Genomic DNA, 25,459 nt, shown 5'->3' with positions numbered 1-25,459 from the left:
GTGATGGGGGTCAGGGTGGATAATCTAATACGGCGGTGAACCGATAGCGCCGCCGGCCGCCTGGATCGGCACGGCGAAGCCGATGCCAATGAATACGTCCTGGTCTGTCGGGTTGACGAGGCCGGTCACAATGCCAACCACCTCGCCGGCGCGGTTGACCAGCGGCCCGCCCGAGTTGCCGGGATTGACCGCCGCATCAAACTGGATAAGCCCCTTCAGCGGTTCCTGCGCCTTGGGCGGCTTGAACGTGCGGTTCTTGCCGGAAATCACGCCGGCCGTGAACGAGCCGGTAATGCCGAACGGATTGCCGATCACGAACGCTTCCTCTCCGACATTCAGCGCGTTCGAGTTGCCGAGCATCGCGGGCGTCAAATTGTCGGGGATCACTTTGGGCCGCAGCGCCGCGAGGTCTTGCGCGGTATCCTTGTTGACCACGCTCGCCTCGGACTCCGAGCCGTCGAAGAAGACGACCTGAATCTCGATCGCGTCGGCTACGACGTGCCACGAGGTCAGGATGGTGCCGTTGTCATCGATCACGACGCCGGTGCCGCGCCCGCCCTCGCGCTTGCCGTCGGTGGTCAGCACACGCGTCATCACCGTGACGACCGACGGGCGCACCGCCGCGTAGATCATTGCACCGAGCGGCGGCGGCGGCGTGGCCGAAGCCATCGCCTGCGCGATGATGCCCTGCACGTCGGTCGTGTTGAGCGGCGCGGGCGGTGGGTTCAGGGCGCTATACGCGCCCAGGATAAGCAGCGTGAACAACATGCCGCCGACGACCGGCCCCAGTAGGCGCCCGGCACGCAGCAGACGTTCAAGGCGCTGGCGCACCTTTGGTTTGGGGGGAGCCGGGGGCTGTAATGGAGGCGGCAGCGGCTCGGGGTACCGGTATCGCATGGCGCAGGTCTCCCTCGCTAAGTGAATGGCGTATTAGATTAAGATAACCGACAGACAGAACAGCGTCAAATCGGTCGCGCAGCGGCGCTTATTCGGCTGTACGGAGAAACTCGCTGACGGCATGCACAATCTTGTCCGGCGCTTCCATCAGGACCAGATGGCCGCCTTCCGGCACGCTGATGAACTGCGCCGTGCGCAGGACCGGCGCCAGCTCGTTGACACGCGTGGTCGGCATCACGCTCGGACCGGTGCCGTGAATGACCAGCAACGGCTGAGTGACCTTCGGCAAGTCCGACCACGGGTCGAACCCGGCGGCCGAGCCGTAAATCGACGCCTCGACGACGGGCGAGCACTCCAATTCGAGCGCACCGTCGCCGTGGGTGCGCATCGCGTGGTCGGCAAACATCTCTTTCATCGCGCCGGCCCAAGATGCATACGGCGGGCGCGCCAGTAGCGTGGCGAACACCTCGGCACGGCTGGGCCAGCGGGCGCGGCGGCCCAGCGTGCGCTCGACCAGCGGGTTCGGCTCGCCGGGTGCGCGCGGCGGTGCGCTGCGCGAAATGACCGTCGGCTCGACCATGACGGCGCGATCCACCAATTCGGGATAACGCCCGGCGGTGACTGCAATCGCCGTCGCGCCGGACGAGTGGCCGATGCCAACGATCTGCTCCAGCCGCATCGCGCGCAGGAACGCAATAAAGTCGTCGGTCATCGTCGCCCAGGTGTGTACGGCGGCGGTCTTATCGCTGCGACCGTGACCGCGCTGGTCAACCGCGATACAGCGGAAGCGCGGACTCATCGACTCGATGACCGGCGTCCACAACTCGGACACGAAACCGGTGGCGTGATAGAAGACGGCCGGCTGGCCGGAGCCGCCATAGTCGAGATAGCGCAAGCGGACGCCATTGGCGATGATGAATTGATCTTCAGGCATCAAAAGTTCCCGGGCGCGGCGCTGGCGGGCATACAGTCCGTTCCCGCACCGATGATATAATGATTCCTCGATTATATATGGATATACGGAATCCGCGCGTTAATAGTTCATGAGTGTGCAAATCCGCCCGGCGCAGGCCGCCGACCAGCAGGCGATCACCCACCTGGTGCGGCAGGCGCGCATCAATCCGATGGACCTCAACTGGCGGCGCTTCATCGTCGCCGATGACGGCGGCCAGATCGTCGCGACCGGGCAGGTGCGGCGCCACTTCGACGGCAGTCGCGAGCTGGCGTCGATCGCGACCGCTCCGTCGCACCGGGGGCGCGGCATCGCCGGCGATGTGATCCGCGCACTGATTGCGGCGGACGACGTGCGCCCGGACCAGGCGGTACCGCCTGAACCGCTGTTTCTGCTCTGCCGCGCACCACTGGAACCATTCTACGCGCGTTTCGGCTTCCGTGTCGCCAGCGGCGCGGGTCTGCCACCCTACTTTCGGTTGATGCACTGGGGCATGCGCCTCTGGGATGGGCGGGTGATGGTGCGAGAGGATACGGAACACGAATAACACGAAAGATCACGAAAGGCGCGATGGGAATGCCCATTTCGTGCTACTCGCGCCGTTTCGCGCTGTCGTGTTCCAGCGACTTGGCGCGCCGGAGAGAAGAGATCAACGATAATGACTGTAACGAATAATCTGCGACTGCTCGGCGTGTTCGCACACCCCGACGACGAGACATTCGGCACGGGCGGAACCTTCGCCCTATACGCACGGCGCGGCGTCGAGACGCACATCGTCTGTGCGACGCGCGGCGAGGTCGGCGAAGCGCCAGCCGACCTGCACGGCCACGCGACTGTCGCGGAAATGCGCGAGGCCGAACTGGCGTGCGCCGCACGCATCATCGGCCTGACCTCCGTGCGCTACCTCGGCTTCCGCGATTCCGGCATGCCGGGCAGCCCGCACAACGCGCACCCCGACGCGACGACTGCCGCGACCGAAGAGGAGATAGCGCGACGCATTGCACGGGAGATCCGCGACATTCGCCCGCAAGTGGTCATCACGTTCGACCCAATCGGCGGCTACCGCCACCCCGACCATATCGCCGTTCACAAAGGCACCGTCGCCGCGTTTACGATGGCGGGCGACCCGTCCGTCACGATCGACGGCCTGCCGCCCTACGCGCCGCAGAAGCTGTACTACCACACCTTCCCGCGCGCGTGGCTGCGCTACGGTCTGCGCGTGATGCGCCTGCTGGGCCGCGACCCGCGACACTTCGGCGCCAACGGCGACATCGACCTCGAATCGCTGGCGATCGAGGACTTCCCGATCCACGCCGATATCAACATTAGTTCCGTCTCCAAAATCAAGGCCGACGCGTCGGCCTGCCACGCCAGCCAGGGCGGCGGACGCATGGGCAGCGGCATCGTCGGCTGGTTCGCGCGGCAGGTGACGGCCAAAGAACAGTTCATGCGCGCTATCCCTGTGCAGGGTCCGAAGCGCGTCGAGCGGGATTTGTTTGAAGGCATCCGCGAGTAATGAGACGGACGGGTCAGAGACCCGTCCCTACGGTTCACTGTTTACGGTTCACTCTTCCCGCACTATTCCCGCGTCGCACGTCCACAGCCGCGTCGCAAACTGCGCGATGAAGTAGCGGTCGTGCGAGACGGCCAGCACCGTGCCGTCGAACTGCGCCAGCGCCTGCTCGAAGCGCGCCCGCGACGGGATATCGAGGTGGTTCAGCGGCTCGTCGAGCAGCAGGAAGTTGCAGCCACGCGCCACCAGCGTCGCCAGCATCAGCCGCGCGCGCTCGCCGTACGATAGCGAGTGCACCGGTGTAAAGACCTCGTCGCCCGCGAACAGAAAGAAGTGCAGGAAGTTGCGCGCGTCGGTTTCGCCCCACGGCACGACTGATCGAATTGTCGAGAGCGCATCGGCGCGAGGGCCAAGCGCCTCTTGCTCCTGCGCCATGAATCCGACACGCACATTGGCGCCCAGCCGCAGGATGCCCGCCACAGGCGGCAGGAGGCCGGCGATCGTCCGCAGCAGCGTCGTCTTGCCCGCGCCGTTCTCGCCGCTCAGCACCACCCGCTCGCCGTGGCGGATGTGCAGGTTCAGCCCGCGCAGGATCGCGGTACCGTCGTAGCCGACGGCCAAGTCGCCGGCCACCAGCACATCCTGACCGCTTTGCGGCGCATCGCCAAACGCCAGCTTCATCTGCCACTGCGCCAGCGGCTTCTCGGCGCGCTCGTCGGACTCCACGTAGCGGTCCAGCTTCTTCTCGCGCGAGAGTGCCTTGCGCGCCACTTTCTTGGCGTAGCGCCGCACGACCGGCTGGCGCGAGGTCGTGGTTGACTCGACCCAGCGCGCCTGTTCTTTCGTCGCGGCGATGTCCTGCCGCATGCGCTTGATCTCAGCCTGCTCGTCGCGATACTGCGCCCACTGCCGGTCCTGCTCGGCCTCTTTCTGCTCGACGTAGCCGCTGTAATTCCCGGCATACTCGCGCGCGCCGTGCGTGTGCGGGTCGATCTCGACGATGCGCCGCACGGTCTCGTCCAGGAACATGCGGTCGTGCGACACGACGACCGCCGCGCCTCGATAGTCGTTCAGCCACGCCTCCAGCCAGTCCAGCATGTCGAGGTCGAGATGGTTGGTTGGCTCATCGAGCAGCAGTAGTTCGGGGTCGCCGAGCAAAACGCCGGCCAGCGCCAGGCGCGTCTTCTGCCCGCCGCTGAGATGCGCGATGGGCGTGTCCGACGGCATGCGCCCTAGCCCGAGCGAACCGATCACATCAGCGGCGCGGCGTTCCGCGTCCTCCGCCCCGGCCAACCGCTCGAGCACCGCCTCATAGTCGCGCTGCAGGCGCGCGTCGTCGGGCGCGCGCGCCAGCGCATCAGCCAGCGCGGAGAACTGCGCGTCTAGCGAGGCAGCGAGTCCCTGCGCGGCGGCCAGATACGCGCCGATCGTCTGCCCTTCGGCAAACACCAGTCCCTGCGCCAGGTAGCCGACACGCAAGCCGGCCGGCGCGTACTGCACATGGCCGCTATCGGGCGTTTCGGCGCGCGCGGCGATGCGCAGCAGTGTGGACTTGCCGCAGCCGTTCGGGCCGACGAGGCCGACTCGGTCACTCGCCGACACGCTGAACGACACGTCGGACAGCACCGGATGCACGGCGTATGATTTGTGGATTTTGTGTAACGTAAGCATATTCTGCCTTGCGCCGATTCGTTCCGCGCTTCGTGCTACTTGATTGGGATTTGGGACTTGGATTTTGGGATTTCGCTTCGCGCCTGCCAGCGCTCATAAATATCCGCGATCACCTCGTCGATGTCGGCGCGGTGCGTCTCGACATCCACGACCGACGACTGTGCGCTGGCCTGCTGGAGCAGGCCAGCGATGCTCACGCGCGATGCGTCGTATTCATACTCGTGCCGGTTGGCGTCGCTGCGCAGCCAGCGCGCCGCGGCAAACTGCGGCGCGTCGCCGCCCGAAGTCTCGATCAGCAGGCGGCGACGGTCGGAATATTCGCGGCGCAACTGATCGAACGAGCCGTCGTAGGCGATGCGCCCGTGGTCGATCATCACAATGCGCGTCGAGAGCATCTCCAGGTCGGCCATGTCGTGGCTCGTGACCATTACCGTCACGTTCTTCTCGCGGTTCAACTCCTTGATGAACTGCAGGATGCGCCGTTTGGCCAGCACGTCGAGCCCGATCGTCGGCTCATCCAGAAAGAGCAGCTCCGGCTCGTGCAGCAGCGCCAGCCCCAGATCGGCGCGCATCTTCTGGCCGAGGCTCAACTCGCGCACCATGCTGTTGAAGAACTCGCCGATGCCGAGCAGGTCGAGCACCAGCGCCTTCATGCGTTCGTAGCGCTCGCGCGGCACGTCCCACACCACGCGCTTCCACTCGAACGAGGCCGACACCGGATGGTCCGACCAGAGCTCGCTGCGCTGGCCGAACACGACGCCGATGCGGCTGACGTAGCGCACGCGGTCGCGCACCGGGTCCATGCCGAGCACGCGCACGCGCCCGGCATCCGGCGCCAGCAGCGCCGAGCAGAGCTTGACGGTCGTGCTCTTGCCCGCGCCGTTCGGCCCCGCGTACGCGACGATCTCGCCGCGCGCGATCTTGAGATTGATGTTCTGCAGGGCGCGCACCTCGCGCCAGACCGGCCGCGTCAGGCGTGTCAGCGCTTCGCGCAGGTCCGCGCCGCGCTGTCGCTGGCGGAACGTCTTGTTGACGTGATCGAGTTCGACGATTAGCTCGTGCGAAGTAGACATAGCATTTTCCTTGCCCAGTGAACAGTGAACGGTAAACAGTGGCAGGAACACTCGTGAAGAACACTGTTCACTGTTCACCGCTACGACCGGTGCCCCATCGCCCGGTAGCGCTGCGAGCCGGCACGCATGTAGTGCTGCATGCCGCGCCGGAAGATCAGCGCCGCGACGACGAGAAAAGCGACCGCCGCCAGTGGCGTGACCAGCCCGGCCAGCGGTGTTGCGTCCAGACCGAGCAGGAAGCGCGACGGGTACCAGGCCATAAAGCCGATCGGCACGCCGGCGAGCAGGCCCGCACGCGCCGCGCCGCCCAGCCCGTCCAGCGGGAAGATCGTCAACTGGTCGAACATCCGCTTGAGCGGCGTGTTGACCTCCTCCGCCGCGCGCGGCGCCCAGAACGCCAGGCTGCCCCAGATGAAGTTGTACGCCACGACCACTGCCGCCGATGCGACGACGTTCAGCGCGAACCAGCCCCACCACCCCGCCGTCGCGTCGATCGCCAGATGGCCCCAGGCCCAGACGAGCAACGCCACGCCAGTCAGCATGATGTTCGACGAGCCGAACGGGTTGACGCCCTCGGTCACGAGCATCACCCAGATCGGCTGCGGCTGGATCAGCATGTGATCGAGCTGCCCGCGCCCGATGCGCCGGCTGATGTGCACGATGTTGAAGCCGCACAACATCTCCAGCAGACCGTCCGCGACCGAGCCGTAGCCGAGCAGGAAGACGATCTGCCACTTCGACCAGATGCCGACGCCGTCGAAACGCTCGGCCAGCAGCGCCATGCCGGCGATCGACGCCAGCGCGACGACCGCGAAGCCGATGTAGTACAGCACGAAGAAGCGGAACGAACGCACGACCCAGACGAGGTCGAGCCAGGCGTAGAGTCGCCAGAGCTGCGCGAGACGAATGAGGGTGTGCATGGTTAGTCAGTGACAGGATGACAGGATGACAAGATGAAGGTCAGCCGCCATACGAGACCAGACGCTCGCGGCTGGTGCGCCAAAACCATTCCGAAAACGCCCACAGCATCACCGCCCAAAACAGTTGCAGCCCGATCAGCAGCGGCGGGTCCCCTGTGCCGGTGAATATCTGCAACGGCGCGGATGCGATCGCGGCGAACGGCAGCCACTGCAGAACATCGCCCAGTCCCCACGGCAGCAACCGCAACGGGATCAGCGCACCGGACAGCACAAGCGTGATGGCGACTCGCACGCGCGCGACGATGTAGGCGCTGCCTTCCATGTAGACAAGCAGCGCGGCGAAGATAAACTCAAGCGCGACGCCGACGACAACCGCCAGCACCAGGCTGGGGACGAATAGTAGGCCCGCCGCCAGGCTGGCCGGGCGCGGGTCGACGCCGAGCAGCGGCGCGGCCAGCAGCAGCGGTAGTGAGAACAGCGCGAGCCCCAGCCACCAGCGCCCGAACATCAGCCCGCCGAACTGCACGACGAGGCCGAGCGGCTGCAGGAAGCGCATTGCGATGCCGCCGTCGTGCAGCGCCCACTCGACGTCGGTCTTCGGCGCTAGTTGCTCTGCGAAGACCTCCGCGATCAGCGTGTATGTCAGCACGGCGGCGGCGGTCATACCCGCCACTTCGGTACGCCCCTCCAGCACCGTGCGCCAGACAGCGAGCAGCACTACGACGCGCAGGAAGCGGAAGATGTACTGCACGACGAACAGCGAGTCTTCGCCGACGAGCGAAGCCGCTTCCATCGCCGCCGTTTTCCAGAACGAGCGAATGATCTGCATTGGGTTCCATTCCGCCTGCACAGCTTTGAGAAGACGCGATTCGAGATTTCAACACCAAGCCACGGAGGCACAAAGCAAGAAGTTCCTTGGTGCCTTTGTGGCTTGGTGTTTGATCTTCAGGATTCATGCCGCTCCGACGTGAAGCGGATCAATCCAAGCACCGGCGTCAGCAGCAGGCCGGTGACCGTCAGCGCGGCGCGCACTCCCCACACGTCGCCGATCATGCCGACGACCGGCCCCCCAGCCACCTGCCCGAGCGCGTTGGCTTGCCCGCTCATCGAAAGCACCGTGGCGCGCACCGCCGGGTCGAGTCGCTGGTTGACCCAGGCCATGTAGAGCGGCTCGCTCAACTGCCGCACTAGTGCCGCGCCAATCAGCAGGGCGATCACGGCGAACAGGTTGCCGGCCAGTCCGATGCCGACGACGGCCGCCCCGAGCAACGCGTAGATGACGAACAGCACTCGCGCCACCGCCCGGTGATTGTCGGTATCGATGCGCCGTCGCACGGCTTCGATCAGCAGCGTACTCAGCAGCAGGGTCGCCACACGAATGGCGGTCGTCCAGGCGATTGGCTGCGCATGGCCCCAATCGGGCAGCGTGAAGTTCTGCAGGAAGTGCGCCGTCCAGAGCCGGTCGTAGCCCTCGCTGAACGTGCCGTACACCGCACCGATCACCAGCACGGTCGAGAGCGCCGGCCGCCGGCGCACCATCGCCAGGCCGTCGCGCAGGGTCGCGGCCATCTGCTGGAACGTACTGCGTGCCTCGCGCGGCTTCGGCTTGAAGCCAGTCTCCGGCATGACGGCAACGAGCCAGACGCCGATCAGGCTGATGCCCAGGCCGCCCAGCAGAATCGGCAGGTTGATCTGCATGCTGCCGAGCGCCGCGCCCAGCACGAGCCCCGCGACCGACGCCAACTGCCCGACCTGTGTCGAACGCAAGAATGCCTGCCCGGCACGCGACTCGCCGATCTCGTCGGCCAACCAGGCCTGCGTCGCACCGCTGGTGAACGTATACCCGAAGCCCCAGATGACCTGCGCCAGCAGCACCGCTTCGAAGCGCGGCACGAGCCCCTCCAGCACAAAGCCGAGCCCCATGATCAGATAGCCGACGATAACCGACAGTCGGCGACTGAAGACGTCGGCCACGATACCGGTTGGAACCTCACAGAGCAAGACGGTGCCTTCCAGCACGGTACCGACCAGCACCAGTTGTAGCGGCCCCAACCCGACCGTGTTGACCTGATAAATCAGGTTGGCCGCGAAGATCATTGCGAACCAGAGCGACGCCCCTCCCTCCATGCCGAGGTACACGGCGTACGCATCCCATTTTCGCAACATGCATTTCTCCAGGACGTACTATGAGCGGCACGTTCACCCGCAAACACGATGCGGGCAACAAAAAAAGCCGCGGGCGGCAAGAGCGCGCCCACGGCTTCAGCGATCGAAGCGAACCAAACTATCGGCGAAAAGGCGCACTCCTCCCATGATGGGTCAGGATTCCTGAAAGACGCCGAACGATCATGGGTGGATGCCTCCTCTCGTCAGATAAGCTGCGGTTGCGGTCGAAAGTATAGCAGGAGCGCGATGGAGTGTCAAAATTAAACAAGCGGGTAAGACACACATACGCTAGAACGTCATGCCGGCAAGTAGTTAGCCGGCATCCACTCAAACGAGACTTGGTGTCAGTCGAAAATCGTCCGCCAGCCGTGGATGCGGGCCAGAATCATGCCGGCATGACGAACACGGGCGAGCCGCACGCTACTTTTCGAGCATCTGCTTCACGCGGTGCCCCTGCTCGTCGAGCGATTTCTGCATCTGCTGCTTGATCATGCCCTCGGCGGCGGCCGGGTAACCGCCGGACAGTTCCATCGAGATCGTGAGCTTGGTGCCGGCGCCGGCTGCCTCGAACAGGTAGACCGTCTCGACCGGGCGCGCCACGCCGGTCGTCTTGATCGCCCACTTGTGGTTTGCTTCAAGTGCCGAGATCTGCAGTTGGGTCTCCATCTTGCGGCCCATCACCTCGGTCGTGTAGTGGTAGATCGAGCCGACGGCGGGCGTGCCCGGCGGCGTCACCTTCACGTCGAGGATGCCGGCCTGCCACGCCTTGTGGTTGTCGGCGGCCGTCACATACGCGAACACCTTCTCCACCGGCTGGTTGATCGTCGCACTGGAAGACACACTGGCCATTCGTCCCTCCCGAATGTTGAGATGCATTCAGGATAACTTGGGTGGAAAAGAGAGCCAAACTGGACAACGGACACATGAGACATGACCAGGCACCATCTGGGCACGCTGTGGCAGTCATCCCTAACGCCACCGCGCAATTCGCCATCTGGCCGCGCAGGCAGTAGAATCTCAATTTGCCATGCACCTCGCGCTCATTCGCCTGTCGTTTCGCCGCCAGATGACGTATCGCGCGGCCGCGCTCGCCGGGCTGGCCACCAACGCCTTCTTCGGCGTCCTGCACGCCTACATTATGACGGCGCTGTTCGGCGCGCGCGACAGCGTCGCAGGCTATACGATCCCCGGTGTCGTGACCTACGTCGCGCTGACGCAGGCGTTGATCGGCATCATCGCCACCTGGGGCTGGTGGGACGTCGTCAACAGCATCCGCACCGGCGACATCGGCGGCGACCTGGCGCGGCCGATCGACTATTTCACATACTGGTGCATGCGCGATATCGGGCGCGGGCTGGCGCAGTTCCTGCTGCGCGGCGTGACGATCATGATCTTGATGGCGATCTTCTTCCCGATCGTGCTGCCGCCCAGCGCCGCGCACTGGCTGGCCACGATCCTGTCGCTGGCGCTGGCCCTGCTGTGCAGCTTCGCCTGGCGCTTCCTGTACAGCCTCACGGCGTTCTGGTCGCAGGACGCGGTCGGCGTTTCCCGCTTCGCCATGAGCCTCGCCACGTTCCTGTCCGGCTTCCTGATGCCGATCGCGCTCATGCCGGACTGGGCCGGGTCGCTCATGCGCCTGACGCCGTTCCCGGCGATGGTCAACACGCCGATCGAGATCTATCTCGGCATCGTGCCGGTCGAGGTCCTGCCGTTCGCGCTCGTCCAGCAGGCGTTCTGGTTCGTCGTGCTCGCGGCGTGCGCGCAGAGCGTGCTGGCGCTCGGCGTGCGCAAACTGGTGATCCAGGGGGGCTGATGCCGCGCACGCTCGCGCTCTACTTCCGGCTCATCGGCCTGCGCATCCGCGCTCAGATGCAGTATCGCGTCTCGTTCGTGATGGACACGCTTGGCGCCGGGTTCACAACGTTCGTCGAGTTCACCGCGCTCTGGCTCGTTTTCACCCGCTTCGGCACCATCGGCGGCTGGACGATCGGCGAGGTCGCGTTCCTGTACGGCCTGGTCGAAACGGCGTTTGGCTGCATGGACATGCTGTTCAGCGGGTTCGACCCGTCGTTCTTCGGCGCGCAGATCCAGCGCGGCACATTCGACCAGTTCCTGCTGCGGCCGCTCGGCCTGCCGCTGCAGATGTTCACCGCCGAGTTTGTCGTGCGCCGGCTGGGGCGCATCCTGAACGGCGCGGCGATTTTCGCGCTGGCGTTGTCGCAGTTGCCCATCACATGGACCGTCGCAAAGCTCCTGTATCTGCCGGTCGTCTTCACCAGCGCGATCCTGTTCTTCGGCGCGCTGTTCGTCGTCGGCGCGACGATCTGCTTCTGGACGGTCGAATCGATCGAGGTCATCAACATCTTCACGTACGGCGGCACCTACATGCTGTCGTACCCGATGCACATTTACGCCGAGTGGATGCGCCGCTTCTTCACGTTCGTCATCCCGTCGGCGCTGATCATCTACTACCCGGCGCTGTTTTTCCTGGACAAGCCTGATCCGACCGGGATGGCGCCACTCATGTCGTTCCTCGCGCCGCTGGCGGGCATCGGCATGCTGGCGCTCGCATTCGCGTTTTGGAACTTCGGCGTGCGGAAGTATGCTTCGACGGGCACCTGAGACAACGGACGCGGAACGGACAAACGGACGCATCCGCCAGCGACGCGGCGTCCGTTGCGTATCCGTTGTCCCGTCCGTTTGTCCGTTTGATTGTCCGTAGACAATGGCTACAGAAAGGACAAACGGACACATCCGCAAGCGATACGGCGTCCGTTGCGTATCCGTTGTCCCGCCCGATTGTCCGTTGAAAGCCCGTAGACAATGGATACCGAACGGACAAACGGACGCATCCGCCAGCGACGCGGCGTCCGTTGCGTGTCCGTTGGCCCGTCCGTTTGTCCGTTAAAGGTCCGTTGTCACGTCCGTTTGTCCGTTTGATTGTCCGTTGTCATGTCCGTTGTCTATGAACCTCTCCATCAACTACTCGCGGCCGCTGGCCGCACTGGTGCGTGACGGGCGCGTGACGCTCGACCGCTTCAAATGCCCGGCCTGGCCCGATCTGATCGCGGAGGCACAAGGCGTGCACGCGGCCTATGTGCATTTCCCGCTGGCAGTCGGCTACGGGCGCGGCATACCGTACGATTTCGACGAGCGCGCGCCGGCCGACCTGGAGCGCATCGAGCGGCTGTTGGTACAGACTGGCACACCGTTCGTCAACGTACACCTCGGCGTGCGCGCGACGGAGCGCCCCGACATTCCGCCCGAGAGCGACGCGCCTGCGCACCGCGACCGTCTGGTCGAGGCCGCGCTGAGCGACATGCGCCCACTGCTCGAGCGCTTCGGCGCGGAGCGCATCATGATCGAGAACGATCACGCTGCCAAAGGCACGGGCCTGCGGCTGACGATCATGCCGGAGACGTTCCACGCGATCGTGCGCGAGACCAACTGCGGCTTCCTGCTCGACCTGTCGCATGCGCGGCTGGCGGCGAAGCAACTGGGCGCGGACGCGCGCACGTACACGGAGATGCTGCCAGTTGGCCGCCTGCGGGAAATTCACGTAACCGGCATGCAGGTGTTCGGCGAGGCATTGGCAACGCGGGCACGGCAAATGGGCGTCGAGGAACGAACAGTCGCCCAGTTCGCCGGGCAATGGATGGATCACTTGCCGATGACCGAAATCGATTATGAGCATCTGGCGTGGGCTTTGGGACAGGTACGCGCCGGCGCGTGGGCCGAGCCGTGGTCGGTGTCACACGAGGTCGGTGGCGTCGGCAGCCTGTGGGAGACGATTGCGGAAGCGACGCCATTCCTGGACGAGGCGCCGCGCCTCTACGCGCTCGTGCACAAAGAGGCACCGTGAGCGACGCATTGATCGCGGTGCGCGACCTGCGCAAGGAGTTCAAGCTCTACAAGCAGCGCGGCGGCGTGCTCGGGGCGTTCCGCAGCCTGTTCTCCGGCGATTTCCGGGTCGTCAAGGCCGTGGACGACGTTTCGTTCGACATCGCGCGCGGCGAACTGGTCGGCTATCTTGGCCCCAACGGCGCGGGCAAGTCCACCACGCTCAAGATGCTGACCGGCATCCTCGTACCGACGTCGGGTGAACTGCGCGTCGGCGGGCGCGTGCCGTGGCGCGAACGTAAAGCACACGTCGCGCACATCGGCGCGGTGTTCGGACAGCGCAATACGCTCTGGTGGGACCTGCCGGTCATCGAGTCGCTCGACCTGCTGCGGCATATCTATCGCGTGCCGCCGGCGCGCTTCCGGCAGAACATCGACTACTTCCGCGACCTGCTGGCGCTCGACGAGTTCCTGCAGACGCCGGTGCGCTCGCTGTCGCTCGGGCAGATGATGCGCGCCAACCTGGCGGCCGCCTTCCTGCACGACCCCGACGTCGTGTTCCTGGACGAGCCGACCATCGGCCTCGACGTGGTCGCCAAGGAACGCGTGCGGCAGTTCATCGCGCAGGTCAACCGCGAGCGGCAGACCACCGTGATCCTGACGACGCACGACCTGTCGGACGTGCAGAAGCTGTGCGAGCGGGTATTGATGATCGACCACGGGCGCGTGCTGTTCGATGGCCTGCTCGACGACCTCCTGCGCCGATTTGGCGGCGAGCGCGAGTTGGTCGTAGACTTCGCTGAGACATACGATGATGTATCCGTTGACGGTGCGCGCGTGGCGGCGCGCGACGGCCTGCAGGCGACGTACCGCTTCGCCCGCGAGGCGATCAGCGCGTCGGAGTTGATCAGCCGCTTATCCGCACGCTACAAGATCGCCGACCTGTCCGTCCGCGAACCGCAGATCGAGGACACGGTGCGGCGGATCTATGAAGAGCGATTGCTGGCGAACGAAAGTGAACAGTCAACAGTGAACAGTGAACGGTGAAAGCCATCTGCCCACTGTTCACTGTTGACTGTTCATTCTGCACCACGAGACTTGTGCCTTACCCCTATTCCTTAAGGAGCCTTATGCCCCCCACTATCGCGCCGGTTGGCGCGCCTAAATCGGAAATTGACACGCCCGCCCTGTTGATCAATCGCGAGCTGCTAGAGCGCAACGTCAAGCGCATGGCGTCATACTTCGCCGGCACCGGCGTCGCCTTTCGGCCGCACGCCAAGACGCACAAGTCGGTTGAAGTGGCGCGAATGCAGATCGACGCCGGCGCGGTCGGCGTCACCTGCGCCAAGCTCGGCGAGGCCGAGGCGCTCGCCGCTGGCGGCGTCGGCGACATCCTGATCGCCAACCAGATTATCGGGCCGATCAAGATCGCGCGGCTCGTCGCGCTGGCGAAGAAGATCAAGATCGCCGTCGCCGTAGACGACGCCGGCAACGTGAGCGAACTGTCGGCCGCCGCGGCCGCCGCCGGTGTCACAATCCGCTGCCTGGTCGAGGTCAACATCGGCATGAACCGCTGCGGCGTCAATACGCCGGAAGAGGCGCTAGTACTGGCGCGGCAGATCGCCGGCAGCCCCGGCCTCGCCTTTGGCGGCATCCAGGCGTACGAGGGGCACCTGCAGAACCTCATGCCGGTCGAGGAACGCTACGCGCGCACCACGACCGACATGCAGAAGGCGGTCGATGTGCGCCGCTTCATCGAGGCAAACGGCATCCCGGCGCGCGTGCTGACCGGCGCCGGCACCGGCACGTTCCACGCGACCATGAAGATTCCGGGCGTGACCGAAATCCAGGCCGGGTCATACGTCACCTGCGACGCGCAGTACAAGAAGGTCGGCTCGGAGTTCGACACCGCGCTGACGATCCTCTCGACGGTTGTCAGCCGCCCGGCCGAGGATCTGGCCGTGATCGACATCGGCTTGAAGACGGTCACCAACGAGTTCGGCGTGCCGACCGTGCTGGTCGAGGGCGCGACGGTGCTGGGACTGTCGGAAGAGCACGCGCGTGTCAAGCTCGAAGGCACGGCGCGTAACCTGAAGATCGGCGACAAGATCGAGGTGCTGCCGACGCACGGCTGCACGACGATCAACCTGCATGATCGCTTCTACGTCATGGAGGACGACCGCCTGGCGGCGGTGTGGAACATCGTGGGACGCGGGCAGTCACAATAATGACAACGTAGGGGCGAAGCATCGGCGCGGTGACGTGCGCAAAACAAGACACGCAGTGCCGATGCTTCGCCCCTACAAGATTGGCGCGTCGAAGCCGCCATCAGGGCGCGGCTCGAACGGCACGACGTGCGTCACGGCATCGAGGTTCAGCGGGCCGTAGATGTGCGGGAACAGGTCCCCGTCGGCCCCCTCGTCTTTCACCGGCGCGGTCACTTGCGCACGATCGATGACGAGCACGATCAGGCCGCGCGTGCCACGGAAAAGGCGGTTGCCGACGCCCGCCGCCTGCTCGGGGCGCGAGCAGTGAATGAACCCTTCGGTCGCCAAGGTGTCGCCGCGATACGCCCCTTCCGCTTGTGCCGCCGCCCACTGCGCGGGCGTGGTGATGTGCAGGATGATTGTCATGGTTCAGTCCACCGTCGCGCGGCCGGTCGCCCAGGCGCGCCCGTCGCGCGCCATAAACTCATCGGCCTGGTACGGTCCCCAACTGCCCTGCTCGTAGATCGCCAGCGGCGGCGCGTCGGGCGTGCTGCACGCCGCGATCAGCGGATCCATCAGCGTCCAGGCCAGCTCGATCTGGTCGCTGCGCGTGAAGAGCGCCTGGTCGCCATGCAGCGCGTCGAGCAGGAGCCGCTCGTAGGCTTCCGGGATCGCCTTCGGCCCGAACGACTCGTCATACGAGAAATCCATGTTGACCGAGCGCATGTCGGCGGTCGTGGCCGGCACCTTCGCCTCGAAGCGCAGCAGCATGCCCTCGTCCGGCTGGAGGCGGATCGCCAGCCGGTTCGGCGTCAGGTCGCGGTCGGGGCTCATCGGGAACATCGAGTGCGGCGGGCGCTTGAACTGCACGACGATCACCGTGTTCTTCTCGGCCAGCGCCTTGCCGGAGCGCAGGTAGAACGGCACACCCTGCCAGCGCCAGTTGTCGATAAACAGGCGCAGAGCGGCATACGTTGCCGTCTGCGTGTTCGGCGCGACGCCCTCCTCGTTGCGGTAGCCGAGGTACTGCCCGCGCACCATGTTGGCGCGCACCTCCTTGCCGGTCACGGGCCGCACCGCGCTCAATACCTTCCCCCGCTCGTTGCGCTGCGCCTCGGCGGCGAACGACGAGGGCGGCTCCATGGCGACCAGCGTCAGCAGCTGCATCAGGTGATTCTGGAACATGTCGCGGAGCACGCCGACGTCGTCGTAGAACTTGCCGCGGTGCTCGATGCCAACTTTCTCGGCGACCGTGATCTGCACGTGATCGACGTAGTTGCGGTTCCAGACCGGCTCGAAGATGGCGTTGGCGAAGCGGAAGACGAGCATGTTCTGCACCGTCTCCTTGCCCAGGTAATGATCGATGCGGTAAATCTGGTGCTCGTCAATATGCCCGTGAAAGGATTCATTCAGCTCGCGTGCGGACGGCAGATCGTTGCCGAACGGCTTTTCGATCACCACGCGCTTCCATACGTGCTCATCCTCGCTCACCATGCCCGCCGCGCACAGGTTGCTGACGATCTCCTCGTACAGGTTGGGCGGCGTCGACAAATAGTACAGACGATTGGACGGCGTGCCTTCGAGCACGTTCAGCTTCGCGTCGAGTCCGGCAAAACCCGCATGCAGATCGCGTTCGGCGGGGACGTAGAAGAGACCTTGCGAGAACTGCGCCCACTCGTCATCGCTAAAGCGGTGTTCGCCGTATTCGGCTACATCCTTGCGCGCGGCGGCGCGGAACTGTTCGTCCGTGAAGACCGTGCGCGCCGTACCGACCACGTGGAATGCCGCCGGCAGGCGCTTCTTGCAAAACAGGCTGAACAGCGCCGGGATCAACTTGCGGTGCGTCAGATCGCCTGACGCGCCGAAGATGACAACCGTCACCGGCTTGCCCTGGTAGTGTCGAATATCGGCGACAATGCTATTGGACACCGTGGATTCCAACATATGTAACGCTTCCTTCCCTCTTGATGCTTGACAGCTGCGGTTGACCGGTGCGCTAGGTTGCCGCGTAAGCGGCCGCCACATCCGTGCACATCTTGAACTCCACATCCCCGAACGAGCGCGCAAACGCGATAAAGCGCTTCAACAGCGCCACACCGCTCGGCCGTCCGATATGGTGCGGGTGCATCGTCAGCACAAAGACTTTGCCCGGCTCGGCGTACAGGCCGCGCAGTTCCTCCGTCCAGATCTCGAACGGGTGGCTGGGCGGCTGGATCGGCCGGTAATACGGCGGCCGGAAGGTGAAGAACGGCGCGTCGTCGTTCATCCACTGCACCGGCAGTTCGACCAAGTTCGTCGGCTTGCCATCCAGCGTGTGCCGGTACGGCGCGTCATGGTTCATGAAGTTCGACGAGTACGCGAAGCCGTGCTCCACCAGCAGGCCGAGCGTGTGCGCCGAGAAGTCCCACGACGGCGAGCGGTAGCCGACCGGCTTGCGGCCCGTCGCCCTCTCGATGCTCGCGATGCCGCGCACCAATTCGTCTTCCTCGGCGGCGCGGTCCGGCAGGTTGGCCGGCGGCGTATGCGTGTAGCCGTGGTGCGCGATCTCGTGCCTGGCCGCAACGATCTGTTCGATCGCCGCCGGGTAATGATCGACCACCCAACCCGGCACGAACCAGGTCGCCGGGATCTCCTCGGCCTTCAGCAGTGCCAGCAGGCGCGCCACCGCCACATTCGGCCCATAGCGGCCGATTGATAGCGTGCCGGGACGGTTCACGTTGTTCGGGTCGATCGCCAGCGCGGCGGTCTCCGCGTCGAGGTCGAACGTCAGCATGATTGGGAACGTCATTGTGCGCCTCCCTGCGCGGCCAGGAACTCGCGCGCATACTCGCCGCACTGCCGGAACTCGACGTTGCCCAGCGAGCGCGCAAACGCAATCACGCGCCGGAGCATCGCAATGCGGCTCGGCCGCCCGGTCAGATACGGGTGCATCGTCAGCACGAAGATCTTGTTTTCGGCGTGCAGGCCGCGCAGTTCCTCCGTCCAGATCTCGTACGGGTGGCTGGCCGGCGCCAGCGGGCGGTAATACGGCGGCCGGAAGACAAAGTATGGCATGTCGTCGGTCAGCCACGAGACCGGCAACTCGACGATGCGCGTCGGTCGGCCGTCCACCGTCTGCATGTACGGCGCATCGTAGTCCTGAAAGTTCGTCGAATACAGGAAGCCGTACTTCTCCATGATCGCGAGCGTGTGCGGCGAGTAGTCCCAGGCGGGCGAGCGGTAGCCGATCGGCTTCTTGCCGGTGTGCCGCTCGATCGCCTCGATGCCCTTCACAAAATCGTCTTCCTCGGCGTCGCGGCTGGGATAGGCGTATGGCAGCGTGTGCGTGTAGCCATGATGCCCGACCTCACAGCCCGCGGCGACAAGCGCCTCCATCGCCGCCGGGTAATAGTCGGCCGTCCAGCCCGGCACGAAGAAGGTGGCCGGCACCCCCTCCTGCTTCAGCATGTCGAGGATGCGGTAGACCGCCACCGTCGGCCCGTACTGGCCGGGCGACAGCACACCGGGCCGCCGCGCGTTCTCCGGGTCGATCGCCAGCACGGTCGACTCGGCGTCCATATCGAAGGTGAGCATGATGGGAAACGCCATGGGTCGCGTCACTCCTTCTGCACAGCGTGGCCGCCAAACTGGTTGCGCAGCGCGGCCAGCAGCTTGTCGCCAAACGGGTCGGGGTTGCGCGAGCGCAGGCGGTTCTGCAGCGCCAGCGTGATGACCGGCGCGGAGACGTCGAGATCGATCGCCTCGGCGACCGTCCAGCGTCCCTCGCCGGAGTCAGCCACGATACCCTTGATCGCTGACAGGTCGGGATCGTCGGCCAGCGCGCGCGCCGCCAGGTCGAGCAGCCACGAGCGCACCACGCTGCCGACGCGCCACGTCTCGGCGATCTGGTGCAGGTCCAGGTCAAACTCGGTCTTGGCCTTTAGTATCTCGAAGCCTTCGGCATACGCCTGCATCATACCGTACTCGATCCCGTTGTGGATCATCTTGACGAAGTGTCCCGCGCCATTCGGGCCCATATAGCCCCAGCCCTGGTCAACCGCGGGCGCCAGCGTCTCGAAGATCGGCGCGTGCCGCTCGGCCACGGTGCGTTCACCGCCGATCATCAGGCTGTAGCCCTCGGCCAGGCCCCAGATACCGCCGCTGGTACCCACGTCGAGGAAGTTCAGCCCGGCCGCCTGCACCCGTGCGGCGCGCTTCTGCGACTCTTTGTAGTTGCTGTTGCCGCCGTCGATAATCGTGTCGCCCTGACCGAGTACGCCGAGCAGCGCGCTGAGCGTGTCCTCGGTCGGCTGGCCCGCCGGCACCATGATCCAGACTGAGCGCGGCGCGGGCAACTTCGCCGCCACGTCGGACAGCGACGCCGCACCAACCGCGCCCTCTTTGACCGACGCGGCCACCGCTTCCGGGCGCATGTCGTAGACGACGACCCGGTGCCCGCCGCGCAGCAGGCGCGTGGTCATATTCGCGCCCATGCGCCCGAGGCCAATCATGCCAATGTCCATCGTGTTTCTCCCTCGCATCAACAGGGACACCGCACAGGACTTACTGACCTGTGCGGTGTCTGCTTATCGCCTTTCGAACCCGCTCAGATCTGCTTGGTCAGCTCGCGAATGCCCTGCGCGGCGTTGCGCCCCAGATTCACGCGCACGACGCGCCGATCGTGCTTCCGCAGCGCCTCGAAATCACCGACGCACTGCGCAGCCGCCAGCCCCTTAAAGGTATACGATTCACCGGGGATCGGCACATCGGCGCCCCAGTCGGCCACCAATTGCACGAAGACGCCGGTGTTGGGGCCGCCCTTGTGGTACTGGCCGGTTGAGTGCAAAAAGCGCGGCCCGTAGCCCATCGTGTTCGGCAGGCCATATTTCTTGAGCAGCTTCAGGCGCAGGCCGTCCAATGCCTCTTCAACCACGGGCGACTGCGGGATATACGCCATCAGCGCCACATAGGCGCCGCGCTTCGTCTTCGCCAACATGGCTTTCAGGTCACCAGTGGTGTCAGTAACCGGCGTGACGCCGCTCGTCTTCACGTCGACCAGCACGCGGCCGGTGATGTCCTTGCTCTCCTGCACGTTCGGCTGATCGAACGGCTGGATGCCGAGCACCGCGCCGGCGACGGCGGTCGCAAACTCCCAGCGGTACCACTCGCTCGCGATGTCGTAGCGGTCCTGCAAGTCGATGCGGATCACCGGTTGACCCGCCTTTTCGAGCGCGGTGGCTAACCGATCGGTGCGCGCGCTGTCGTCGCCCTCGAGCTTCAGGTACGCGAACAGCCGGTCACGGCCGTAGGCGCTCGCCGGGGCAGTCGGTTCGAGCGCGATCGGCAGGATGCCTTTGCCTTCCTTGCCGGTGCTCTCCGCGACCAGTTGCTCGGCCCAGAGGCCGAACGAGGCGATGGCGGGCGACATGATGAACGTCAGTTTGTCGCGCCCGGCCAGCGCCAGCGAGCCGAGCACCGCACCGAGCGTCGCGCCCGGGTTCTCGCCGAGCGGCGCGGCCGGCGCGCAGCGCCCCATCATCAACTGCACGCGTCGCAGGAGTTCGCCGACGTCAATGCCCATCAGCGCGGCGGGCGCCAGGCCAAAATACGACTGCGCCGAGTAGCGGCCGCCGATGTTCGGATCGTTGACGAACACCTTGCGGAAGCCGCGCTCCGTCGCCAACTTCTGCAGGCTCGTGTCCGGATCGGTCACGGCGACGAAGTGCGCGCCGGCATCGGGGCCGCACCAGGCCCAGAAATGCTTGAAGAACGACATCACCTCGATCGTGCCGCCGGATTTCGATGACACGATGAACAGAGTGCGCTCTGGGTCGAGCTTGTGCGTCAGTCCGGCCACCCAGCCTGGCACGGTCGAGTCGAGGACGTGCAACCGCAAATAACCGCGCTTGACGCGGAATGTGCGGCGCATCACTTCCGGCGCCAGCGACGAACCGCCCATGCCGAGCAGCACGGCGTCGGTATAGCCGGCGGCGCGCATCTCGGCGACGAACGCGTTGAGTGCGGGCAATTCGGCCAACACACGGTCGGCCACGTCGAGCCAGCCGAGCCGGTTGGCCAGTTCGGTCGGGTCGGGCTTCCAGACCGTGTGATCCTTCTGCCAGATGCGGGCAACGGTGTTCTGGGTCTTCAGGTCGTCAAGCGTGCGGGCGAGGATTCGATCAGCGGACGGTTTGGCGGGCGACATAGGGCACCTCAGGTGGGGTAGTCTTGTTCATCTTACACCCGCTCGGATGGCGGCACAAAAGCCGTGCGCGTCGCCAGTAGGGGCGAAGCATCGGCGGGTGATTCAGCACTATTGAGCACCCTCACGCCGATGCTTCGCCCCTACAATGCTACGGTTTGTGGACGGCGTTCAGTACGATCTCTTCGAGCCCCGGTTTTAGCAGGTTCGAAACCGGGCAGACGTTCTTCGCCGTCTCCGCGATCTCCTGGAACTTGGCAGCATCGATGCCGGCTGCCTTCGCTTCGCAGTCCAACTGGATCTTGTAGATCTTCCAGCCGCCCGTCTCAAGGCGCTTCATGCTCAGCGTCGCCTTGGTGCTCACTTCGGTCGCCGGCGTGCCGTTGCGGTCGAGCAGCACCGCGAACTGCATCGAGAAGCACGCCGCGTGCGCCGACGCGATCAACTCTTCGGGGTTCGTGCCACCCGCCTGCTCGAAGCGCGACGCGACGCTGACCGGAGCGTCCTTCAGCGCGCCGCTGCCGCTCGAAACCTTGCTGCTGCCGCTGCGGCCGCCCTGCCAGACTGCCGTGCCCGTGCGCAGAATGTCGACCATGTCTTCCTCCCGTGGGTGTTGGAACGCGATTGCATCAAATATTGACAGAGTAATAATAAGCGAAAATGGGACTGCGTGCTACTCGCGCATTCGCAGGGGAGTGTACGTCGACGCGGGGGCGCATAGAAGGGCGACGACAAGTAGCCGGCATCGGCTCGGCCTGGTTGACACCGCGATCACTCATGGGGGCAAGAACGCGCGGTTGGCTCTGCGGGTGAAATTCACGAAAGATGCTGACGGGCATTCACACTCGACCGTCCATGGGCTGGCTTGGCCAGACTTGCTTCAACGTGATGAAAAAGCGCCGTCAAACCGCGAGGGAACTGTCTGGGCAGGCGCAGTCACCGCCGGGTTTCTCGCCACCTGTGGATCGTCTACGATAACGGTCCAAAACATCGTACGGCCACGCTCTTCGTACAATCCTACGCGGCTGCGTGGAAAGCGCCGCTGCAATAGTTCCAATTGCCCCGGCCGGTCGAGGGTGACAAAGAAGACCCATGGGCGCCGGTCCCGACTGACATCCGTTTGTTGCGTGTCGAGGTAGTCTGTGCTCCATACGTACTCGACCGTGGCGGGCGCCGCCGCCAACTGCGTTATTTCGCGCGGCGTCATATCGGGATAGCCGATATATACAAAACGACAGCACGGCGAATGCTTGCGCGCGTAGAAGCCGATGCTGCTCTCCGCCGAATGCCAGGCGCCCTGCGTTGGGTAGTCCGCAAAGTAGATTTGGATGTTCAGCACGACAATGCCGGCGATAATAATCGGCACCCATAGGCGGCCGACCCAGCGCGAGAACATCGCATCCAGCGCGACCGCCGCGAATACCATAGCCAGCGGGACAAGCACAATGTAGTGATAACTGGTCGGCGGCTCGATCAACAAAATGGCGCCCGCTATGAGGCCGGCCATCAGCCAAGCGACCAGCGCCAGCGTGCGCCGCCTTTGCCGCCGGGCGGCGATGACCAGGCCAACCGCCGATAGAATGGCCGTGGGCAGATCCATGAGCGGCGCCTGAATCCGGTAGATGGGGCTGGTATCGTTCACGATAAAGAAGCCGCCCAGGCTGCGGATAATCTGGCGGATCAGCACGGTCTGACTATCTTGCGTTCCATACAACTTCAGATTGAGCGCGGCGTAACGCGGATTGAGGACGCTCAACTCCGTGAACCGGATGCCAACTTGCCCCGGTTGCTGCACGTACCAAAAGATGATCGGCGCGGCGACGACCGCCGCGCCCGCCGCAAGCGCCGCCGTTCCCACGAGCCACTGCGAGCGCGACCCGCGCCTGAGCGGGAACGTAGTCGCCCACAGCACGGCCAGGCCGAAGAAGACGGCCTTGGCGGCCGCGTATTCGTACAGGTTGAGGGCGGCAATCGCGCCGGCCAGCGCGAACGCCGTCCAGCGCGCGCGCCCGGTACGGTCCGCGTCCTGGGCGCGCAGGAACATACCGACCGCCGCGAAACTGGTCAGCACCGACGGCATAACAATCGTCGCCGCGCGGCTGAAATGGATCAGCAAGTGCCCCGACGCCATCAGGCACAGCGCAAAAAGCGCCACGCGCGCGCCGAACAGACGGCGAGTTCCGTAGTATGCGCCGGCCAGAGACAACATGCCCCAGCACGCCGACATGAACCGCAACGCCATGAGATCGTTTCCGAGCAGCGTGTATGGCGCAAACTGAAGGAATGCCCAGTTGGCGTCGCCGTCAGCGCGCACACCATACCACGGCTGATCGCCGCGCGCGACGCGCAGAGAGTATTTCGCCAGGTTGGCGCCATCGCCGTGCACGAACGGCGGCATGTCCGGCAGCGCCACCTGGCGTAGGGCAAAACCCAGGCATAGCACCAGCAATACTAGCACGCGGTGCTGCATGGGTATGAACACATGATGCGGGGACGATGTTGGCATCTCGGTTTTCGCTTCCGGTTCGGGCTACACGCAGAACAGCGGATCGCGCTGATACGAGACAGGCCGCTGACTCACCTCCGATGGAGTAATCAGAGCCCGACCCCGGCACGAGCCGCATGTGCCCGTCAATGGTTGGTGGACATCTCGCCGGCACAGGCGTTACCATCACCGCTCGGCCGGCCGGCCAGCGACATTATACAACATCCCAGTGAGCGCGGCAGTCAAAGCAAGCGTATGGAGACCCGGCGTGAGCGAGCCGTGCAGTGGCGCACGATGCCGCCATTCACGGCGCCAGTTTCCGGACGGATCGGCGCCGTGCGCTAACTGCAAACCAAGCAGAGCCGCCGCCGACCGTTTCATTGGTACCGGCGCAGCTTCGGCGTTACAATGGGGCCGTATGACACTCGGACCATTGGTATGAACGCGCAAGCACCCGCACATTCTGCGTGGCGAACCAAACGACGGCCTGTATGGCGCGTGACGCTGGCCGGGGTCGTGGTCACAGCTTTGCTGGGACTCGTGGACTACTATATGATGCCCAGCACCGCCCCGCTCTACCTGCTGCCGGTCGCTTTCACGACCTGGCTGGCCGGGCCGCGTGCCGGAGTCCTGATCGCGCTGTGCGGCGCCGTTGCCTCGTATCTGGGCGAGCAAACGCTCGTCGATGCATTGGGCATCAGCTCGACCATTGCGGCCTGGAACGCGCTCGCCAATCTGTTGACCCTGATCCCGACTGCGTTCATCCTGGATTTGTTGCGCGAAGAACTGGAGAAGGCGCAGTCGATCGCGCTCACCGACCACCTGACCGGCGCCGGCAACGCCCGCGCGTTCTCCGAGACGGCCGAGGCCGAACTGCGGCGCGCGCGCCGCTACACGCGGCCGCTGACCATGGCGTTTATCGACGTGGACAACTTCAAGGCGATCAACGATCGCTACGGCCACAGCCGGGGCGACGAGCTGCTGCGGTTGATCGCCGCCACCATGCGCGTCAACCTGCGGCTCACCGATAGCGTCACACGCCTCGGCGGCGACGAGTTCGGCCTGCTGCTGCCGGAGACGGACGCCGCGCAGGCGCGCGGCGCCATCGACAAGCTGCGCGCTGCGCTCGAAGCGGCGATGTCCGCGCGCAGCTACCCGGTCACATTCAGCATCGGCGTGATGACCTTTACGTCGCCGCCGGCCAGCGTGGACGAGCTGCTGCGGCAATCCGACGCGCTGATGTACGAGGTGAAGAGCGGCTCCAAGAACGACGCGCGCTACGCAATCCGCAATTGACCAGCAATTCTCATTTTGGAGTCGGCCGCCAATATGCCCCCTCATCCCCTGGCCCCTTCTCCCCCGCGCGCGCGGGGGAGAAGGGGAAAAGCTAACGGGGAGGTGCGCGGCGGCGCAGCCGCCGCGCACCTCCCCTTAGAAAGTCGCCCCCTCCCAACAAAGTTGGGAGGGGGTCGGGGGGAGGGCAACGCCGCTTACTTGTCGAGCCAGCGTGCGTGACAAGCACCAGAGGGCCAAGTTCATAGCAAGCCGGCATTG

At 65.0% G+C, this 25,459-nt stretch carries 24 protein-coding genes; 8 read left to right on the top strand and 16 right to left on the bottom strand.

Going from position 1 to position 25,459, the window contains the following annotated elements:
• Positions 1-24 precede the first annotated feature (24 nt).
• Both HZB53_07485 and HZB53_07480 read right to left on the bottom strand, forming a co-directional pair.
• On the bottom strand, positions 25-897 hold the full coding sequence (locus HZB53_07485) for a trypsin-like peptidase domain-containing protein (protein ID MBI5877477.1): 873 nt from the start codon (positions 895-897) through the stop codon (positions 25-27).
• 88 nt (positions 898-985) lie between these two features.
• Positions 986-1,831, bottom strand: coding sequence for an alpha/beta hydrolase (locus HZB53_07480; GenBank protein ID MBI5877476.1), 846 nt, complete (start codon positions 1,829-1,831; stop codon positions 986-988).
• 109 nt (positions 1,832-1,940) lie between these two features.
• On the opposite strand from HZB53_07480, the gene HZB53_07475 reads away from it, so the two are divergent.
• Positions 1,941-2,396 carry a GNAT family N-acetyltransferase gene (locus tag HZB53_07475; protein ID MBI5877475.1) on the top strand — a complete coding sequence of 152 codons (456 nt, stop codon included), beginning with the start codon at positions 1,941-1,943 and terminating at the stop codon, positions 2,394-2,396.
• A 111-nt stretch (positions 2,397-2,507) separates the two neighbouring features.
• Positions 2,508-3,365, top strand: coding sequence for a PIG-L family deacetylase (locus HZB53_07470; GenBank protein MBI5877474.1), 858 nt, complete (start codon positions 2,508-2,510; stop codon positions 3,363-3,365).
• Positions 3,366-3,413: 48 nt separating this feature from the next.
• Here HZB53_07470 and HZB53_07465 read toward each other — a convergent pair whose 3' ends face one another.
• The 6 genes from HZB53_07465 to HZB53_07440 all read right to left on the bottom strand — a co-directional run bounded on the left by HZB53_07465 (position 3,414) and on the right by HZB53_07440 (position 10,041).
• Positions 3,414-5,033 carry an ABC-F family ATP-binding cassette domain-containing protein gene (locus HZB53_07465; GenBank protein ID MBI5877473.1) on the bottom strand — a complete coding sequence of 540 codons (1,620 nt, stop codon included), beginning with the start codon at positions 5,031-5,033 and terminating at the stop codon, positions 3,414-3,416.
• Between the two features lie 35 nt (positions 5,034-5,068).
• Positions 5,069-6,106 carry an ATP-binding cassette domain-containing protein gene (locus HZB53_07460; protein ID MBI5877472.1) on the bottom strand — a complete coding sequence of 346 codons (1,038 nt, stop codon included), beginning with the start codon at positions 6,104-6,106 and terminating at the stop codon, positions 5,069-5,071.
• Positions 6,107-6,186: 80 nt separating this feature from the next.
• Positions 6,187-7,026: an ABC-2 family transporter protein gene (locus tag HZB53_07455; GenBank protein MBI5877471.1), complete on the bottom strand. Its 840-nt coding sequence runs from the start codon at positions 7,024-7,026 to the stop codon at positions 6,187-6,189.
• A 40-nt stretch (positions 7,027-7,066) separates the two neighbouring features.
• Complete coding sequence (locus HZB53_07450; protein ID MBI5877470.1) at positions 7,067-7,855, bottom strand: ABC-2 family transporter protein; 789 nt, start codon at positions 7,853-7,855, stop codon at positions 7,067-7,069.
• A 116-nt stretch (positions 7,856-7,971) separates the two neighbouring features.
• Positions 7,972-9,192: an MFS transporter gene (locus HZB53_07445; protein MBI5877469.1), complete on the bottom strand. Its 1,221-nt coding sequence runs from the start codon at positions 9,190-9,192 to the stop codon at positions 7,972-7,974.
• A 420-nt stretch (positions 9,193-9,612) separates the two neighbouring features.
• On the bottom strand, positions 9,613-10,041 hold the full coding sequence (locus HZB53_07440) for an SRPBCC family protein (protein MBI5877468.1): 429 nt from the start codon (positions 10,039-10,041) through the stop codon (positions 9,613-9,615).
• A 178-nt stretch (positions 10,042-10,219) separates the two neighbouring features.
• Here HZB53_07440 and HZB53_07435 point away from each other — a divergent pair, with 178 nt between their 5' ends.
• From HZB53_07435 to HZB53_07415, 5 genes are all read left to right on the top strand, one after another.
• A complete protein-coding gene (locus HZB53_07435; protein MBI5877467.1) occupies positions 10,220-11,005 on the top strand; it encodes an ABC-2 family transporter protein in 786 nt (261 codons plus the stop codon).
• Complete coding sequence (locus tag HZB53_07430) at positions 11,005-11,814, top strand: ABC-2 family transporter protein (GenBank protein MBI5877466.1); 810 nt, start codon at positions 11,005-11,007, stop codon at positions 11,812-11,814. The genes HZB53_07435 and HZB53_07430 overlap by 1 nt, the downstream gene beginning before the upstream one ends.
• Positions 11,815-12,157: 343 nt before the next feature.
• Complete coding sequence (locus HZB53_07425) at positions 12,158-13,054, top strand: DUF692 family protein (protein ID MBI5877465.1); 897 nt, start codon at positions 12,158-12,160, stop codon at positions 13,052-13,054.
• An 8-nt stretch (positions 13,055-13,062) separates the two neighbouring features.
• A complete protein-coding gene (locus HZB53_07420) occupies positions 13,063-14,079 on the top strand; it encodes an ATP-binding cassette domain-containing protein (protein MBI5877464.1) in 1,017 nt (338 codons plus the stop codon).
• An 83-nt stretch (positions 14,080-14,162) separates the two neighbouring features.
• Entirely contained in the window at positions 14,163-15,260 is a 1,098-nt protein-coding gene (locus HZB53_07415; protein ID MBI5877463.1) for a DSD1 family PLP-dependent enzyme, read from the top strand.
• A gap of 72 nt (positions 15,261-15,332) precedes the next feature.
• Here the strand turns inward: HZB53_07415 and HZB53_07410 are convergent, their stop codons facing one another.
• The 8 genes from HZB53_07410 to HZB53_07375 form a co-directional block, all read right to left on the bottom strand.
• Positions 15,333-15,665, bottom strand: coding sequence for a DUF952 domain-containing protein (locus tag HZB53_07410; GenBank protein MBI5877462.1), 333 nt, complete (start codon positions 15,663-15,665; stop codon positions 15,333-15,335).
• 3 nt (positions 15,666-15,668) lie between these two features.
• Positions 15,669-17,183 carry a glucose-6-phosphate dehydrogenase gene (gene zwf, locus HZB53_07405; GenBank protein MBI5877461.1) on the bottom strand — a complete coding sequence of 505 codons (1,515 nt, stop codon included), beginning with the start codon at positions 17,181-17,183 and terminating at the stop codon, positions 15,669-15,671.
• A gap of 52 nt (positions 17,184-17,235) precedes the next feature.
• Positions 17,236-18,027 (bottom strand): polysaccharide deacetylase, encoded by a 792-nt coding sequence (locus HZB53_07400; GenBank protein ID MBI5877460.1) that lies wholly within the window; start codon positions 18,025-18,027, stop codon positions 17,236-17,238.
• Entirely contained in the window at positions 18,024-18,827 is an 804-nt protein-coding gene (locus HZB53_07395) for a polysaccharide deacetylase (GenBank protein MBI5877459.1), read from the bottom strand. The genes HZB53_07400 and HZB53_07395 overlap by 4 nt, the downstream gene beginning before the upstream one ends.
• 8 nt (positions 18,828-18,835) lie before the next feature.
• Positions 18,836-19,741: a decarboxylating 6-phosphogluconate dehydrogenase gene (gene gnd, locus HZB53_07390; protein ID MBI5877458.1), complete on the bottom strand. Its 906-nt coding sequence runs from the start codon at positions 19,739-19,741 to the stop codon at positions 18,836-18,838.
• Between the two features lie 83 nt (positions 19,742-19,824).
• Entirely contained in the window at positions 19,825-21,423 is a 1,599-nt protein-coding gene (locus HZB53_07385) for a glucose-6-phosphate isomerase (protein ID MBI5877457.1), read from the bottom strand.
• Between the two features lie 148 nt (positions 21,424-21,571).
• Entirely contained in the window at positions 21,572-22,015 is a 444-nt protein-coding gene (locus tag HZB53_07380) for an OsmC family peroxiredoxin (protein MBI5877456.1), read from the bottom strand.
• Between the two features lie 285 nt (positions 22,016-22,300).
• Positions 22,301-23,926, bottom strand: coding sequence for a glycosyltransferase family 39 protein (locus HZB53_07375; protein ID MBI5877455.1), 1,626 nt, complete (start codon positions 23,924-23,926; stop codon positions 22,301-22,303).
• A 417-nt stretch (positions 23,927-24,343) separates the two neighbouring features.
• Between HZB53_07375 and HZB53_07370 the strand changes: the two genes are divergently transcribed.
• On the top strand, positions 24,344-25,201 hold the full coding sequence (locus HZB53_07370; GenBank protein ID MBI5877454.1) for a GGDEF domain-containing protein: 858 nt from the start codon (positions 24,344-24,346) through the stop codon (positions 25,199-25,201).
• Positions 25,202-25,459: the final 258 nt, after the last annotated feature.

Source organism: Chloroflexota bacterium, from assembly GCA_016235055.1.
Lineage (GTDB): Bacteria > Chloroflexota > Anaerolineae > JACRMK01 > JACRMK01 > JACRMK01.
Note: the sequence above shows the minus strand (reverse complement) of the source record. Positions and strands in the feature narration are given on the sequence as shown.